This is a genomic window from Micromonospora sp. C51, from assembly GCF_018070435.1.
GTDB classification, from domain to species: domain Bacteria; phylum Actinomycetota; class Actinomycetes; order Mycobacteriales; family Micromonosporaceae; genus Micromonospora; species Micromonospora sediminimaris.
In genome coordinates, this window is the sequence record NZ_JAGPXQ010000001.1 from 406,841 (window position 1) to 422,270 (window position 15,430).

15 protein-coding genes are annotated in these 15,430 nt (G+C 70.3%); 5 read left to right on the forward strand and 10 right to left on the reverse strand.

Going from position 1 to position 15,430, the window contains the following annotated elements; genetic code table 11:
* From KBX50_RS01915 to KBX50_RS01930, 4 genes are all read right to left on the reverse strand, one after another.
* Window positions 1–1,479, reverse strand: a complete 1,479-nt coding sequence (locus KBX50_RS01915; protein WP_210934030.1) for a cation:proton antiporter — start codon at window positions 1,477–1,479, stop codon at window positions 1–3.
* A 49-nt stretch (window positions 1,480–1,528) separates the two neighbouring features.
* Window positions 1,529–1,756: a potassium transporter TrkA gene (locus tag KBX50_RS01920; protein ID WP_210934033.1), complete on the reverse strand. Its 228-nt coding sequence runs from the start codon at window positions 1,754–1,756 to the stop codon at window positions 1,529–1,531.
* Between the two features lie 64 nt (window positions 1,757–1,820).
* Complete coding sequence (locus tag KBX50_RS01925; protein ID WP_210934035.1) at window positions 1,821–2,951, reverse strand: cupin domain-containing protein; 1,131 nt, start codon at window positions 2,949–2,951, stop codon at window positions 1,821–1,823.
* A gap of 365 nt (window positions 2,952–3,316) precedes the next feature.
* Window positions 3,317–4,771, reverse strand: coding sequence for a glycoside hydrolase family 43 protein (locus KBX50_RS01930; protein ID WP_210934037.1), 1,455 nt, complete (start codon window positions 4,769–4,771; stop codon window positions 3,317–3,319).
* Between the two features lie 229 nt (window positions 4,772–5,000).
* On the opposite strand from KBX50_RS01930, the gene KBX50_RS01935 reads away from it, so the two are divergent.
* Both KBX50_RS01935 and KBX50_RS01940 read left to right on the forward strand, forming a co-directional pair.
* Entirely contained in the window at window positions 5,001–5,534 is a 534-nt protein-coding gene (locus tag KBX50_RS01935) for a GNAT family N-acetyltransferase (protein WP_210934039.1), read from the forward strand.
* 168 nt (window positions 5,535–5,702) lie between these two features.
* Window positions 5,703–5,852 (forward strand): hypothetical protein, encoded by a 150-nt coding sequence (locus KBX50_RS01940; protein ID WP_210934041.1) that lies wholly within the window; start codon window positions 5,703–5,705, stop codon window positions 5,850–5,852.
* Between the two features lie 99 nt (window positions 5,853–5,951).
* Here the strand turns inward: KBX50_RS01940 and KBX50_RS01945 are convergent, their stop codons facing one another.
* The gene (locus KBX50_RS01945; RefSeq protein WP_210934043.1) at window positions 5,952–6,443 is read right to left on the reverse strand and encodes a DUF6624 domain-containing protein; all 492 of its coding nucleotides are present in this window, start codon (window positions 6,441–6,443) and stop codon (window positions 5,952–5,954) included.
* Between the two features lie 226 nt (window positions 6,444–6,669).
* A complete protein-coding gene (gene argS, locus KBX50_RS01950) occupies window positions 6,670–8,394 on the reverse strand; it encodes an arginine--tRNA ligase (protein ID WP_374224563.1) in 1,725 nt (574 codons plus the stop codon).
* A gap of 419 nt (window positions 8,395–8,813) precedes the next feature.
* Between argS and KBX50_RS01955 the strand changes: the two genes are divergently transcribed.
* A complete protein-coding gene (locus KBX50_RS01955; RefSeq protein ID WP_210934045.1) occupies window positions 8,814–10,280 on the forward strand; it encodes a hypothetical protein in 1,467 nt (488 codons plus the stop codon).
* 28 nt (window positions 10,281–10,308) lie between these two features.
* Here KBX50_RS01955 and KBX50_RS01960 read toward each other — a convergent pair whose 3' ends face one another.
* Window positions 10,309–10,914, reverse strand: a complete 606-nt coding sequence (locus tag KBX50_RS01960; RefSeq protein WP_307870804.1) for a VOC family protein — start codon at window positions 10,912–10,914, stop codon at window positions 10,309–10,311.
* A gap of 63 nt (window positions 10,915–10,977) precedes the next feature.
* The gene (locus KBX50_RS01965) at window positions 10,978–11,427 is read right to left on the reverse strand and encodes a MarR family winged helix-turn-helix transcriptional regulator (protein ID WP_247672888.1); all 450 of its coding nucleotides are present in this window, start codon (window positions 11,425–11,427) and stop codon (window positions 10,978–10,980) included.
* A gap of 57 nt (window positions 11,428–11,484) precedes the next feature.
* Here KBX50_RS01965 and KBX50_RS01970 point away from each other — a divergent pair, with 57 nt between their 5' ends.
* Both KBX50_RS01970 and KBX50_RS01975 read left to right on the forward strand, forming a co-directional pair.
* The gene (locus KBX50_RS01970; RefSeq protein ID WP_210934047.1) at window positions 11,485–12,603 is read left to right on the forward strand and encodes a GNAT family N-acetyltransferase; all 1,119 of its coding nucleotides are present in this window, start codon (window positions 11,485–11,487) and stop codon (window positions 12,601–12,603) included.
* 9 nt (window positions 12,604–12,612) lie between these two features.
* Window positions 12,613–13,557, forward strand: coding sequence for an FAD-dependent oxidoreductase (locus KBX50_RS01975; protein WP_210934048.1), 945 nt, complete (start codon window positions 12,613–12,615; stop codon window positions 13,555–13,557).
* 49 nt (window positions 13,558–13,606) lie between these two features.
* Here KBX50_RS01975 and KBX50_RS01980 read toward each other — a convergent pair whose 3' ends face one another.
* Window positions 13,607–14,770, reverse strand: coding sequence for a HAMP domain-containing sensor histidine kinase (locus KBX50_RS01980; protein WP_210934049.1), 1,164 nt, complete (start codon window positions 14,768–14,770; stop codon window positions 13,607–13,609).
* Complete coding sequence (locus KBX50_RS01985) at window positions 14,767–15,423, reverse strand: response regulator transcription factor (RefSeq protein ID WP_210934051.1); 657 nt, start codon at window positions 15,421–15,423, stop codon at window positions 14,767–14,769. The genes KBX50_RS01980 and KBX50_RS01985 overlap by 4 nt, the downstream gene beginning before the upstream one ends.
* Window positions 15,424–15,430: the final 7 nt, after the last annotated feature.

A 15,430-nucleotide genomic window follows, 5' to 3' on the forward strand; every position in this document is an offset into this window, starting at 1 on the left:
TCACTCCCGGGTGGCGCCCATCGGCTCGCGAACCAGGGCACCGTCGATGTAGCAGTACCGCCAGTCCTCGCCCTCCTCCAACGACCGGATCAACGGATGGCCGGTCTGCCGGTAGTGCTCCTCCGCGTGGTTGTTGACCGAGTCACTGCAACAGCCCACCGCGCCGCAGGTCAGACACATCCGCAGCTGCACCCAGTCGTCGCCGCTCTCCACACACTGCGGGCACGCATCCGCGTCGGACTCGGTGATGTGGATCCGGTCGAGGTGCGTGCAGGCGGTGCTGATCGTCTCCTCACGCACGTACCGCCAGCTGGAGTGCAACAGCCGGTCCGGGATTATCCGAGCCAGGAAACGCGAGTTCGCCGCGAGCAGCGGGCTCACCACGGCCAGGATCAGCACGTACAGGGCGATGAACGGACCGAGTCGGTCGTCCAGGCCGGCGGCGATGGCGAGGGTGGCCAGGATCAGCGAGAACTCGCCCCGGCCCAGCACGGTCAGGCCAACATTGGCGGCCCCGCGCTGGTTGAGCCCGAACAGCCGGCCGGCGATCAGTCCGGCCACCACGTTGGTGACGATGGTCATCAGTACGGCGAACAGCACCGGCAGCGCCACCGAGCCGAAGTCGCCGACGTCGATGCTCAGCCCGAACACCAGGAAGAAGACCGCCGCGAAGACGTCGCGCAGCGGCAGCACCAGGCGTTCGACCCGTTCCCGGATGGGAGTACGGGCCACCACAAGACCGATCATCAGCGCGCCGATCGCGTCGGAGACGCCGATCTCGGCCGACACCCCGGCGACGAGCACGACCAACCCGACCATCAGGATGGCCAGCAGTTCGTCCTCGTTGCTGTCGATCACCTTGCCGACCAGGCGGGCGCCGAAGCGGGCGACGGCGAAAAGCACCACCAGGTAGGCGAAGCTCAGGCCGATGCGCAGCACCAGTTCCCCGGCGGACCCGGCACCGGACAGCAGCGGCGAGAGCAGCGCCAGATACAGCGCGAGGAACAGGTCCTCGATCACGATGATGCCGAGAATGACCGGCGTCTCCGCATTGGCCAACCGGCGGAACTCGATGAGCAGTTTCGTCACGATCGCCGACGAGGAGATGCCGAGCGCACCGGCGATCACGAACGCCTCGTAGCCACCCCAACCGAGGGCGAAGCCGAAGAGCAGGCCGGCACCGACGTTGAGGCCGATGTACGAGCCGGCGGCGACGAACAGTCGTTTGCCGCTGCCGAGCACCTGGTCGACCGGAAACTCGACGCCCAGATGGAACAGCAGCAGGACCAGGCCGAGGGAGGCGAGCAGGCTCAGGTCCTCGGGATGAGCGATCAGCACCGGACCCGGGGTACCGGGCCCGAGCAGGATGCCCGCCAGCATGAAGAACGGCACGGTGGGCAGGTTGATCCGACGACCCGCACGGGCGAGCAGGCCCGCGATCAGTACGAGGGCCCCGAAGCCCACGAGGTCAGCATGCACGGTGAGGACTCCTGGAGCGGACTGAGCGAGGGAGTACGACGCGGGACGACTACTCGGAGAAGTAGGTGCCGGCCAGCAGGGCGCCCACCTTACGCGCCTGCTCCTCCGACATCTCGATCACGGCGACCGGATCATCCGCGCCGGCGGCGAAGACGTATAGGTCACGGTTGCCGTCCCGGCGTACCACCACCGAGATCCGTTGGGTGTTGCTGCCCAGGTCGACGTCGTACCGCTTGCCGATTCCAGGCAGTTCCTGCACATAAATCCCTTTGCCCATGGCCCCTCCCGCTGCGTGCTCCACGATCTCTGCGCAATGGTACGAGGCGGCTGGCGTGGGCCGGCTATATCACCACCTGCTTGGTCTGCGGCAGGGCGTCGATCAAGGGCTGGGACACGTTGATCGTGTCGGAGATGACCTCGTGCGGGGTGTTCGCCATCCACTGCATCACCGAGATGTCCTCGAACCGGGGGTGGCGGAACATCTCCAGGAAGACCAACGGTTCGTCGCCGGTGTTCTCGATGTAGTGCCCGTACGCGAACGGCACGTAGCCGACATCGCCCGCCTGGAAGTCGAAGGTACGGGCGGCGGCCGAGGCGGCGAAGACGCCCATCCGGCCTCGGCCGGAGATGTAGTACTGCCACTCGTCGGTGGTCGGGTGCCAGTGCAGTTCCCGCATCCCGCCCGGTTCGACCTCGACCAGGGCGGCGGCGGTGGTCGAGGCGGCGAAGTTCGTCGAGTCGGTGATGCGTACGGTGCCGCCGCGGAAGTGCTCCGGGGCCTGAGCCAGCATCCGGTGCTTGAAGCTGCGCGGCACGTCTCCGGTCGGGCTGATCACCCGGTCCGTCGACAGCGGCGGCGGGACGTCCCCGGCGAAGATGTACTTCTCCCGCTGGGCCAGGTCGTCCAGTTGTTCCATCGACCAACCGAAGTTCTTCGCCAGCACCGACTTGGGCACGTGGGCGAAGAAGTCGCTCAGCAGGAACGTGTTGTTCTCCGAGAAGCTGCCGTCGTTGAAGACCAGGAGGAACTGCGCGCCGTCCTGCAACGCCTGGATGTGATGCGGAATGCCCTGCGGGAAGAACCACAGGTCACCGGCTTGGACGTCCTCGATGAAGTTGCGCCCCTCGTGGTCGACGGCACTGATCCGGGCGCTGCCGCTGAGCATGTACGCCCACTCCGACTCCTGGTGCCAGTGGATCTCCCGGTATGCGCCGGGCTCCAAGCCGAACTGGACCCCGGCCAACTGAGTGGCCGCCGGCAGGTCCCGCACGGTGACCTCGCGGGTCCAGCCACCCTTCTCCACCCGGGTGTGTGCCTGCGAGAAGGAGAACTTGAGGTTCGGTACCAGCCGGCTGTCCGTGGTGGGTGGCACGAGCAGATCCGGGTTCTGCCGCTCCAACTCCACGTCGCGGCCGGCGATCGGGGGTGCCCCCTGGTCACCGCGCCGTGGTTCGGGATCCCTGTTCACCATCGGGTCAACTCCTCACGTGCTCCGCACGGGCACCGCGCCGACCGCCCCTCCCGGGGAGTGCCGGAGCGCGCCGCCGCGCCATCGGCGCTCGGTCCCGTCCCCATGACGGCGCGTGCCCTGCTCGCGCCAGTTGCGCGGTGGCAGCCGGGAATGCCCGGGACCTTGCGTCGCAAACGGCGGGAGAGCCCGCGATCCGTCCGCTGGCGTGCCCCGTTCATGACACGGGTCAGGCAAGCACGGCCGATCAGCACTCCGGCGCACCCGCAAGGGCGGTTCGTCCGATTCACCCGCACGCGGGCCTCGCGGTGATCGCCTCGGCGCCGATTCGCTGGCGGAGCCGTCGACGCGCTCCCGCCGGCCGACGGCTACGAGGTGAGGCGGAACGTGGCGTCGGCGCGCGCCTGGGCGTCGTTGATCGGATCGAGTCGCAGCTGGTAGTTGTAGTGCCGGACGTAGCGATCGGGGTAGTTGTACGAGCGGAACGACGACCAGGACGCGTTGCCGAGGCCGGCGACCTGCCGGAAGGTGGCATCCGCGGCGAAGACCGAGCTTCCGTCGTTTGCCGCCAGCACGAAGTCGAAGCCGTAGTGCCGCAGGTAGTGGCCCGGATAGTTGACCGATTCGAACGACACGCTGGCGGCGTCGGCCAGCCCGGGCACCACCCGGAACTGGGCGTCCTGGGCCGGGCTGACATTGGCGTCGATGCGTACGTCGTAGTTGGCGTGCCGCACGTACCGGTCCTGGTGGGTGTACGCCTGGATCCGGTTGGCCGGGGTGGTGGCGCCCCAGCGTCCCAGCACCGCGCTCTCCTCGGCGGCAGTCAGGTTCAGGATCGAGCCGTGTCGTTTGCGGCTGGCGCCCAGCTGGTAGTCCGTCCGGGTCCGGAAGTTCGTGACGCTGCCCAGGTTGGTGGAGGTGACCGGCATGTAACCACGCCCGGTGGCGTACTGGTCGAGCCAGAGCGCCCACTCGTTGCGACCGTTGAACTGCATCCACATCGGCCCTTCGACCACGTTGCCGCCGCCGGTGCCGTTGGAGATGCCCAGGTGGGAGAGGTTGCCCAGCGTCGTCCACGAGCCGAGGATGGAGTTGCTGCCCTCGATGGTGATGTGCCCGTCGGCCGACGCCCGGTAGTAGCGGTAACCGCCGACGGACCCGGGTACCTCGACGATCTGGGTGTCGATGATGCCCTGCCCGCCGCCGGGGCGTTCGATGTAGAGCTGGGGCGCGGTGAAGCTACGGAAGTCGCTGGTGCGGACGTACCAGATGCGGTGCTTGGTCACGCCGTCGCGCAGCGAGTTCGTCGCCCAGTAGACGACGTAGTCACCGGTCGCCGCGTTGTAGATGGCCTCCGGCGCCCAGGCGTTGCCGGCACCGGGGATGGCACCGGCGACGTTGATCAGCCAGGGAGCGGACCAGTTCACCAGGTCGCGGGACTCCCACACCACAAGCGACCTGCTGCCCCGGTTCGCCGCGTCGTTCCACGAGGTGCCGCTCGCGATCCGCAGATCGGTGGCGACGATCCAGTACCGGTCGCCGGCGGGCGACCGGACGATCGAGGGATCGCGCACCCCCCGGGTGCCGATCGTGGACAGCAGCACGGGTGCGCCGTTGTTCAGGTCGCGCCAGGTCAGCCCGTCCCGGCTGTGGGCGAAGTAGACCTGCTCGCCGGTGGCCGACTCGCCGGTGAAGTGCGCCATCAGGTAGCCGGTGAACGGGTCGAGCGCGGCGGCCTCGGCACGCGGTGTCTGCGCCGCCGGCAGCAACAGCAGACACAGGGCGGCGAGCAGGGCGCTCGCCCTGGTCAGGACTCTGGACACGCGGCTCTCCGTCCGTCCGGCCCGGCCGACGTTAGCGCTAACATCACCCGCGCCGGACGGCCCTGGTCACTGTTTCGGGGGTGTTACGCAGTCTCCGCCTCAAATCGACACCCGTCAAGACGATGGCCGTCCCCGACGGCGACGGGCCGACGCCGACCGCCGGTCTCCACAGCCGCCGTGGCACGGAAATCCGGGTGACGCTGGCCAGCGGCACCGACAGAATGCTCCGGTGCGGATCCGAGCGGTGCGTCAGGACGAGCTACCCGTCCTGCAAGGCATCGAGCGCGCGGCCGGACTGTGCTTCCGCGACGTCGGTATGCCACAGATCGCCGACGATGAACCGCTGCCGCTGGACGTACTCGGCCGCTACCAGGGGGCAGGCCATGCCTGGGTGGCCACCGACGCCACCGACGAGCCGGTCGGCTACCTCATCGCCGACCTCGTCGACGGCAACTTCCACATCGAACAGGTCTCCGTACATCCCGCCGTCGCCCGTCGCGGGATCGGACGTCAGCTGATCACCCACCTCGCCGATCTGGCGCTGGCCAGCGGCATCCCCGCCCTGACCCTCACAACGTTCGCGGACGTGCCCTGGAACGCCCCGTACTACGCCCGTTGCGGCTTCCAGACCCTCCGCGAGCGCGACCTCACCCCGGGCCTTCGGGCCATCCGCCGACGCGAGGCAGCACACGGGCTCGACCGTTGGCCCCGCGTCTGCATGCGCCGATCTCTGTCCCCGATCGCGGACCAGACGCCGCCCTGAGGACGGTCTCGCTGAGGGCCGTGAGGGATAGACCGCTACCGGACGGACGCTGCCGCACCGCTTCGTCATACTGGCTACCGTGTTCGCCCTTGTCGCCGATACTGCCGTCGGAACCGGTGAACTGGTCCGCCGAGGACCAACGCCGAGATCCTGCGGGAGTCGCTGTACATGGACGTCCTTGACGCACTGCTGCCGCTGAGGCCCGACGCCGCCATCAGGTACCTGGCCAACACCGTCGACCATGTCACCGTCGACCCCGACTGGGTGGCGGTGTGCGGACGAGCCCTTCAAGTACCCGAAGCAACCCCGTCCGGATAAACCCGGTGGACACCGAGGACTCACCTGCGCGCGCAGCCAGGGCATCGCGCGGCCGACACGGCAGCTTGTGGACGATGCTCGGCCACCTCGTCCGGGCGGTCAGTCGAGCGGCTGCTCGTCCGACTCCGCACAGATCGCGGCCATCTCGCTGAGGTAGTCGGCCAAGGGCTGGAGACCCGACGCGGCTCGCCGCTCGTCGACACCGGCCTCGTCCCGGATCGGGGTGGCCGGCACCGGTCCGTCCGCACCGCACCGCGTCTGCGTCCCGTACGTCTGAGGGTCGCCCTTCGCGACCGCGACCCGATCCTCGAGATAGGCCAGATTGCCGGGAGACGCCTGACCGTCCGCGACGGCTTCCCGAAGCAGTTTGAGCGCCTCCTGTTGGAAGGCGAGATCGAGGTCAGAGTGTTGGGCGATCAGCCAGGCCGCGTTCTCGCCGTCCTTGCCGACGAGATCGAAGGTCGGCCAGCCGTGCTCCTGGACGATCTCCTTCAGCCGGGCGGTGCGCTGCTCGGGGGTGTCGGCCTGCGGGAGTCCTTGTAAGGCCGCCTGGTCACGTTCGAACATCCCGATCAGCTCGTCGTGCAGCACCTTGTTGAAGCTCGCGACCGAGTGCGACGTGGTCGGCGGCGATCGGTGAGGCGGGACGGGTGACCCGCTCGGCGACACCGACGAACCGGACGGCTCAGTAGTGCGAGGCGGGGACGAGCAGCCCTCGAACCCACCGCTTGATCAAGAAGTTCTGGTCTTCGGCGGGCGATCGTCGAGACGAAAACTTCTTGATCAACGGGGCGAGGCGGGGTGGGTGGGGTCGGGGTTACAGGTGGGTGGGGGTGGGAATGCCGAGCAGGTGCAGGCCGGTGCGGAGGGTGTCGCCGGTGAGGTGGCACAGGGCCAGGCGGTTGGCGCGCTGCGGTCCGGTGGCGCGTAGCACGGGGCAGTGCTCGTAGAACGCGGTGAAGGTCTGCGCCAGCCGGTACAGGTAGCCGCAGAGGCGGTGCGGCTCGTGGCCGGCGACCACCTCGGCGAGGGTGTCGGCGAACCCGTCGAGGTCGAGAATCAGCGCCCGCTCGGCCGGTTCCAGCGCCGCCGTCACGTCGACTGTGGCATCGGCTCCGTCGGCGCGGGCCAGGATGGAGCGGACGCGGGCGTGCGCGTACTGGAGGTAGACGCCGGTGTTGCCGGCCAGCGCCAACATGCGCTGTGGCTCGTAGGTGTAGTCGCGGGTCCGGTTGGTCGCCAGGTCGGCGTACTTCACCGCGCCGATACCGACCTGCCGCGCCCGCTCGTCCAGGGCGGCCCCGGTCAGCCCCGGATTCTTCGCCGCGACCACCTCCCGGGCCCGGTCGACCGCCTCGGTGAGCAGATCGACCAGGCGGACGGTGTCGCCGGCCCGGGTCTTGAACGGCCGCCCGTCCGGGCCGAGGACGGTACCGAAGGCGACGTGCACGGCGGCCACCGTCGACGGCAGCCAACCGGCCCGCCGCGCGGTGCCGAAGACCATCCGGAAGTGCAGGGCCTGCCGGGCGTCGACCACGTACAGCAGCCGGTCGGCGTGCAGTTCGACGACGCGCTGCCGCAGCGCGGCCAGGTCGGTCGCGGCGTAGCCGAAACCGCCGTCCCGCTTGCGTACGATCAGTGGCGTCGGCTCGCCGTCCGGGCCGCGGAGGTCGTCGAAGAAGACGCAGAGCGCGCCGTCGCTGGTCACCGCGACCCCCCGGCGTTCAAGCTCGTCGGCTACCTCGGGCAGCGCGGCGTTGTAGGCGCTCTCCCCCACCGTGTCGGCGTCGGTCAGCCGCACCCCGAGCCGGTCGTAGACGTGAGTGAAGTAGCGGGTCGACTCGGCGACGATGTCCCGCCAGGCGGCCACGGTGCTCGGGTCGCCGGCCTGCAACGCCACCACCCGCCGCCGGGCCCGGTCGGCGAACGCGGAGTCGGCGTCGAACTCCGCCCGAGCCCGCCGGTAGAGCGTGGCCAGCCGGCCGATGGCGGCGGTGTTGTCCGGTGCCGGCGGGTCGGGGTGCTCGACCTGGTACTGGATGAGCATGCCGAACTGGGTTCCCCAGTCGCCGATGTGGTTGCGTCGCACCACGGTGCCGCCGAGGTGTTCCAGGATGCGTACCAGCGCGTCGCCGATGATGGTGGAGCGCAGGTGCCCGACATGCATCTCCTTGGCGATGTTCGGCTGCGAGTAGTCGATCACCGTGGTGACGCCGGACTCGGGGGTGCCGACACCGAGCCGGGTATCACCCAACCGGCCGGCGAGCTGCGCCAGCAGCGCCCGGTCGGTCAACTCGATGTTGACGAAGCCCGGCCCGGCCACCCCCGCGCTGGCCAGCAGGCCGTCGTCGGGTAGACCGGCGACCACCTCCGCCGCGACCTGCCTCGGGTTGCGGCGCAGCGTCCGCGCCGCCGCCAGCACGCCGTCGGCCTGGAAGTCGGCGTGCTCGGAGCGGCGGATCTGCGGCGCGAGGTCCGCCATTCCCAGGCGGGCCGCGGCGGCGGTGACGGAGTCGGACAACGACGAGGCCAGCGAGGGCACGGTCACGGGAACTCCCCAGGGATGGGATGAACGGGATCGTCACGAGGCGTGCCGGCCGCACGACAGGTGCGGGCACGGCGGGAGGAACGCGCGGGTGAGCGGGACGACTATCGTCGTCGCAGGCGCGAGCGGCGGACGGTGCGGAGCACCCGATCCATCTCCACCGCCTCGAACGCCGGGGCCGCGAACCGAGCGCGGCCAGATGCCGGAAGTGTACGCGTCGTGCGGTGCGGAGGTGGACCGGGTTTCCCGCCGGTGCCGTGAGGCGTGGGGAAATCCCTGATTCCCTCGCCGTCGGCGCTGTCTAGGGTCGACTCATCGCCCGCCCCCGGTACGCGCTGGTCCGACCGCGCCTGACGCGGCAGCTCCGGTGCCGGGGTGCCGGTGGTGGCGTCGTCCCGACCCGACGAGGAGTCCCGGTGCGCAAGGTTGTCTCGGCTGTCCTCACCGTGGTCCTCGCGCTGACGGCGACGGGTTGTGGCGGCCGGTTCCCAGGTGATCCGGCCGCCGACGAGGATCCGTACAGCGAGTCCGCGCTGCGCTACGGCATGGCGCCGGTGCCCCACCCCGACCTGACCTACCAGCCGGACGTGATTCTCGTCGGCGGTGGTGGTCGCTCGGTCCGATCGGTCACCGCCGACGGCCTGACCTGGCGGCTCGACGGCGACGCGCCCCGGGCCGACGACCTGGCGCCCGGAAAGGTCATGTTCGTCACCGGACGTGGCGTCGGCCGGGTGCTCGACGTGCAGCGCGACGGGGGCGACCTGCTCGTCACGATCGGCCCGGTCACCGTGACCGACGTGATCCGCGACGGCACTCTGGAGCAGCGCGGCATCGCCATCGAGAACCCGGTCGTCTACCAGGCCGGCGAACCGATCTGGGCGATGTCCGAAGAGGAGGCCCGAAACCTGGGCGCCACGCCGACCGGGCGCGCCGGCCGGGCCGGGCCGCTGCGGCTCGCCCCGCCGCCGCCGCGACCGAACCAGCCGCCACCGAGCCGTGGCGGTGGCGAGGTCAGGACGGTCGTCGCCAACTTCTCCACCGGCGTCAGCCTCACCGACGGTGCGGAGGTCAGCTTCCACTACGACCGCGACGGGACGATACTGTCCGGTCGGGCCGCGCTGACCTTCGCCAAGCCGGAGGCGGACTTCCACCTCAAGATCAGCGGTGGTTCGGTGACCCGGGCAGAACTCTCGATCAGCGGCGGCTTCGGCATCCGCTACTCGTTCGAGGCCGGTCTCCGGGACGGGCAGAACATCCGGGCGGTGCTTCCCATCCCGGTGGACTTCAGCATCCCGATGGGCACGGTGCTCGGCGTGCCGCTGGCGCTGACCATCAGCCAGACGGTGAAGGTCACCACCGCGTTCGGCGCGAAAGCGGGGACGATCAAGGGCAAGGGTGAGTTCTCCCTCGCCGGCTCGCTCGGCTACGGCTACGCCAACGGCGCCTTCGGCCCGCAGGTCAGCAAGAACTTCAAGCGCAAGGAGAGCCTGATCAACTCCCTGCGCGGCGTGCCGGTCGGGGTGATGGGCCTGCTCATCGAGCATCAGGTCAAGTTCGACGTCGGGTTCAGCGCGTTCGTGCTCAAGGCCGGCCTGTTCTTCGAGGTGTCCACCGCCTACGGGACGACAATCGGATCGGCGCTCGGCGCACCGCTGGCGGTCTGCCGGGGCGTGGGCATCGGCGTCCGAGCCTCGTACGGCGTGGGTTACACGATCCTGGCCCCGGTGGTGAACGTGATCAACAAGTTCCTCAGCCTGATCAACGTCAAGCCGATCGACCCGTCCGGCAAGCTGGGGCCGCCGCCGTACGTCATCCACAGCGACGAGGAGGTCATTCCGCCCGGCACCAAACTGTGCGGCACCCCGAAGCCGGCCGCCGGCTGAGCACGGTGCCGGCGATCCGGGCGTCCGGTCACCGGCCCGCGTCGTCGCCAGTGGGTGGGGCACCGGCCGCGTCGGTGCCGAATCCGTCGAGCGCGGCGCGCTCGTCGAGCGTACGCAGCTCCTGGAACACGGTGATATGCAGACCGGCCGGGGCGTCGAGGCGGGCGTTGACCGACTGCCACGGCGTGGTGGTGGGCGGCGCCACCTGTTCGGCGCCGGCCGCGACCAGCCGGTCGGTGGTCGCGGCGGTGTCGTCCACCTCGAAGGCCACCCGGATGCGCGGGGCGACCTGACGCCCCACCTCCACGTCGTCGATCATGCGTTTCTGCGCCGAGTTGGCGATCTCCAGCGTGGCCCGTCCGGCGTCCAGGATCACCACCTGGGCATCGTCCGCGCCGGAGAACGCGGCCTGCTCGGGCAGACCGAGCACGTCGCGATAGAAACGCACCGCCGCGTCGTAGTCGTCGGCCTGCACCACGAGTCGCAACTGACGGACCGTCGACGTGGACTTCTCGGATGGACTCACTGCGGCCACTCCCCTGCGGATGTCCGGTGGTGCCGGCACCGGCACCACCGGCAATGGTGGTGCGGTCGGCCGCGAATTGCCACCTTCGGGCAGCCGGGTGATCACCACGCCGCCGATCCACCTCACGGTGGTGTGCCCCCGTCCCGTCGCGACGAGTTGCCTGCGCCACGCTCAGTCGGGCAGGTCGGCGATCCGGGTCGAGAGCCTGCGCAGCATGGCGAGTTCGTCGGCGCTCACGTGCTCCAGGAAGCGGGACCGAACCGAGTCGACGTGGTGCGGGGCGGCCTGTTCGAGGACACCGAAGCCGTCATCGGTCAGGCGTAGGAGACAACCACGGGCGTCCTGCGGATCCGGCTCCTTGTCGATGAGCCCTCGTACCTGCATCCGCGCGGCGTGGTGGGACAGGCGGCTGCGTGACCACTCCATCTTGGCGGCCAGCTCGCGCAGCGGCCACCGACGGTCGGGCTTCTCCGACAGCGTGCTCAGCACCTCGTAGTCCGCGGCGGAGAGCCCCGAGTCGCGTGCCAGGTCGCGGCCGATCCGGGCGGGTAGGGCGATGAGCAGCCGCCGGAAGGCACGCCACGCCTGCTCTTCGTCCGCGCTCAACCAGGCGGTGTTCATGTCGGCCACCCTACATCTCATTGACACGTCATTGAAATTACGTCTAGGGTCATTGACATGTCATCGAAAAACTCGGGCAACCTCCGTGTCCTCGTCATCACCGCCAGCAGCCGTCCCGGCCGGCTCGGACCCGCGATCACCGACTGGTTCGTCCGGACCGTCCGCCCGGCCGCCACGTCCGACGCGATCACGGTCGACGTCGCCGATCTGGCCGACGTCGCGTTGCCGTTTCTCGACGAGCCCGAACACCCCGTCCACGGCAGCTACCGCCACGAGCACACCCGCCGCTGGAGCCGCACGGTCGCTGCGGCCGACGCCTTCGTGGTGGTGACACCCGAGTACAACTTCGGCATGCCGGCGGTTTTGAAGAACGCCTTCGACTTCCTCTATCAGGAGTGGGCGTGGAAGCCGGTGGCCTTCGTCAGCTACGGCAACACCTCCGCCGGCACCCGGTCGGTGCAGATGGCGAAGCAGGTCGTCACGACGCTGCGGATGGTGCCCATCGGCGCATCCGTCGCCCTGCGCATCGCGGACACCGTTCACGACGGTCAGGTGGCCGGGTCGGCCGCGCTCGACGAGGCCGCCCGCGCGCTGCTGGGCGAGTTGAGCCGGGTGGCCCGTGCGCTACGTCCGCTGCGCGGCGGCACCGACCCGACGGCCGTCGACGGGCCGGTCGCCGGTCTCACGCTCCGTGAAGCCCAGGCCGACGACCTGGCGGAGTTGCTCGTCCTGCAGCGGTGCTGCTGGGTCCAGGAGGCCATCGTCAACGACACCCTCGACCTGGCGCCGCTGCGGGAGACCATCGACGACCTGCGGGCGGCGCTGGCGACCTGGCGGTGGTGGTGCGTACGCCGCGACGGCCGCCTCGTCGCCGCGGTACGCGCCCGGACAGACCAGCGAGCCTGGCTGATCGGTCGCCTGATGGTGGCACCCGACCAGGCGGGCAACGGCATCGGCTCCTGGCTGCTGTCGTACGCCGAAGGACAGGCACCTGGAGACACCACGCACTGCACGCTCTTCACCGGCCACCGCAGTATTCGCAACATCAGCCTGTACGAGCGCGCCGGTTACACCCGCACCGCCACCGGCGACATCCCACCGGACAGCGTCCGCCTGTCCATGCCACGCCCCGACCACCTGGCCGGCGCTGTCCACCAGCGTGCCGGTGTGGTGTGATCTCCAGGCATGAGGGTCCGGGTGGTCGGTGCCGGCATCGTCGGCCTGACCAGTGCACTGCGCCTGGCCCGCGACGGCCATCACGTCGACGTGGTCGCCGCCCGGATGAGCGACGACACGACTTCGGCGATCGCGGCGGCACTGTGGTACCCCTACCGCGCGTATCCGGCGGCGGAGGTGACCCGTTGGTCGGCGTCCACCTACGCGACCCTGCGGGGCCTGGCCGCCGATCCCGGTACCGGCGTCCGGATGCGCCTGGGTCGGGAACTGTTCCGCCGGCCCGCCGCCGAGCCGTGGTGGCGGGACGCGGTACCGGAACTGGCCCGGGTCGCCGCCGGACGGCTGCCGACCGGCTACGCCGACGGCTTCGAGCTGACCGTGCCGGTGGCGGACATGGCGGTGCACCTGCCCTGGCTGCTCGGCGAGGTGACCGCCGCCGGGGCCGCGGTCCGCACCGGGCGGTTCGAGAATCTGGCCGACGCCTTCGTGGGCGTGGACGCCGTGGTCAACTGCACCGGGCTCGGGTCCCGGGAGCTGGTCGGTGACGCCCACCTCACGCCGGTGCGGGGGCAGGTGGTCGTCGTCGCCCAGTTCGGCCTGCGCGAGTGGCTTCTCGACCAGTCCGATCCGGAGCACCTGCGCTACGTCGTACCCCGGGGCGACACCGTGCTGCTCGGTGGCACCGCCGACGACGGCGACGAGGACCTGACCATTCGGGCGGACACGGCCGGCGGCATCCTCGACCGCTGCGCCGAGCTCGTACCCGCGCTGCGCGACGCGCGCGTCCTCGGCCACCGGGTCGGCCTACGACCCGGTCGCCCGAGCGTGCGGCTGGAGATCGAGGTCACCGACCGTGGCCCGGTGGTGCACTGCTACGGCCACGGCGGCGCCGGCGTGACCCTCTCCTACGGCTGCGCCGAGGACGTCGCCCGCCTGGTGTCCGGACTGCGCTGAGCACATCCGTGGCAGCATCACCGGAACGGCGGGTCCGACGACATCACCGTCACGGCGTGGACGGCGGCAGCGTCACCGTCACGGTCAGGCCGCCGTCGGGTCGTGGTTCAGCCTCGGCGGTGCCGCCGTGGGCCCGGGACACCGCCCGCACGATCGACAGCCCGAGCCCAAAGCCCCGGGTGCCGGCGACCCGCTCCCGGCTGAGCCGGCGAAACGGCTGGAACATCGTCTCCACCTCGTAGCTCGGGATCACCGGACCGGTGTTGACCACGACCAGCGTGGGACGCCCGGCCACCTGCCCGGTACGCACCCGCACCCAGCCGTCTGCCGGCACGTTGTGCCGCAACGCGTTCTCCACCAGGTTGAACGCCAGCCGCTCCAGCAGCACCGGATCGCCGACCGCGCGGGCCGGCTCCAACGAGCGGCGCACCGGAACACCGGGATACCCGGGGGCCACCTGCTCGACCACATGGGCGGCGATCTCGGCGAGGTCGACCGCCGCGCGCTCGGTCACCTCGCTCTCCGAGTCGGCGAGGGTGAGCAGACCGTCGATCAGGCGCTCGTGCCGTTCGTTCACCGACAGCAACGCCTCGCCGAGTCGACGAACCTCGGCCGGAGCGTCCGGTCGGCTGACCGCCAGCTCCACCAGCGCCCGGTTCAACGCCAGCGGCGTCCGCAGCTCGTGGGAGGCGTTCGCCACGAACCGTCGTTGACCGTCGAAGGACCGGTCCAGCCGCTCCAGCATCTGGTCGAACGTGTCGGCCAACTCCCGCACCTCGTCGCGGGGGCCGGTCAACGCGATCCGTTCGTGCAGACCACGTCCGGCGGAGTCGGCCCCGGCGATCCGGCGGGCCGTCCCGGTGATCTGGTGCAGTGGTTGCAGCGCCCGGCCGGCGACCAACCAACCGATCACCACGGCCGCCGCCGAGACCACCACCAGCGCGAGGCCGCCCTGGGTGAGCAGCGATTCCAGGGCGTTGCGCTTGGCCTCGCTCTGCACGTCCTGGATCAACATGCGGATCTTGTCGAGGTCCTCCATCGACGTCGGCATCCGGGTGACCACGGTGGCGCGGTCCGGCAGGTCGGCGCGCATCGGCTGCGGCATCCGCTGATCCACCAGCACGTACGTGACGCCGAGCAGGACGATGCCGGCGAGCAGGAGGAGGCCGCCGTAGACCAGGGTGAGGCGGGCCCGCAGAGTCAGCCGCTTCACCGGATCGTGTACCCCGTGCCGGGAACGGTATCGATCACCGGAGGGTCGCCGAGTTTGCGCCGCAGCTTCATCACGGTGACCCGGACCACGTTGGTGAACGGGTCGATGTGCTCGTCCCACGCCCGTTCCAGCAGCTCCTCAGCGGAGACCACCGCACCGTCGGCACGCAGCAACTCGGCCAGCACCGCGAACTCCTTGCGCGACAGCGACACGTACCGACCGTCGCGGTACACCTCGCGGCGGCCCGGATCCACCGTGAGGCCCGCCCGACGCAGCGTCGGTGGCGCGGCGGGCCGGGCCCTCCGGGTCAGGGCGTGCACCCGGGCCGCCAACTCCACCAGCGCGAACGGCTTCACCAGGTAGTCATCGGCGCCCAGGGCGAGGCCGGCCACCCGGTCACGTACCGCAGCGGCCGCGGTGAGCATCAGCACCCGGGTGTCACCTCCGGAGTCCACGATCGCCCGGCACACGTCGTCGCCGTGCACCACCGGCAGGTCCCGGTCGAGCACCACCACCGCGTACTCGTTCACCCCGAGCCGTTCCAGCGCGGCGTCGCCGTCGTACGCGACGTCGACCGCGAAGGCCTCCCGGCGCAGCCACTCCGCGATGGCGTCGGCCAACACGTCCTCATCCTCGACCACCAGCACTCGCACCGGTCCA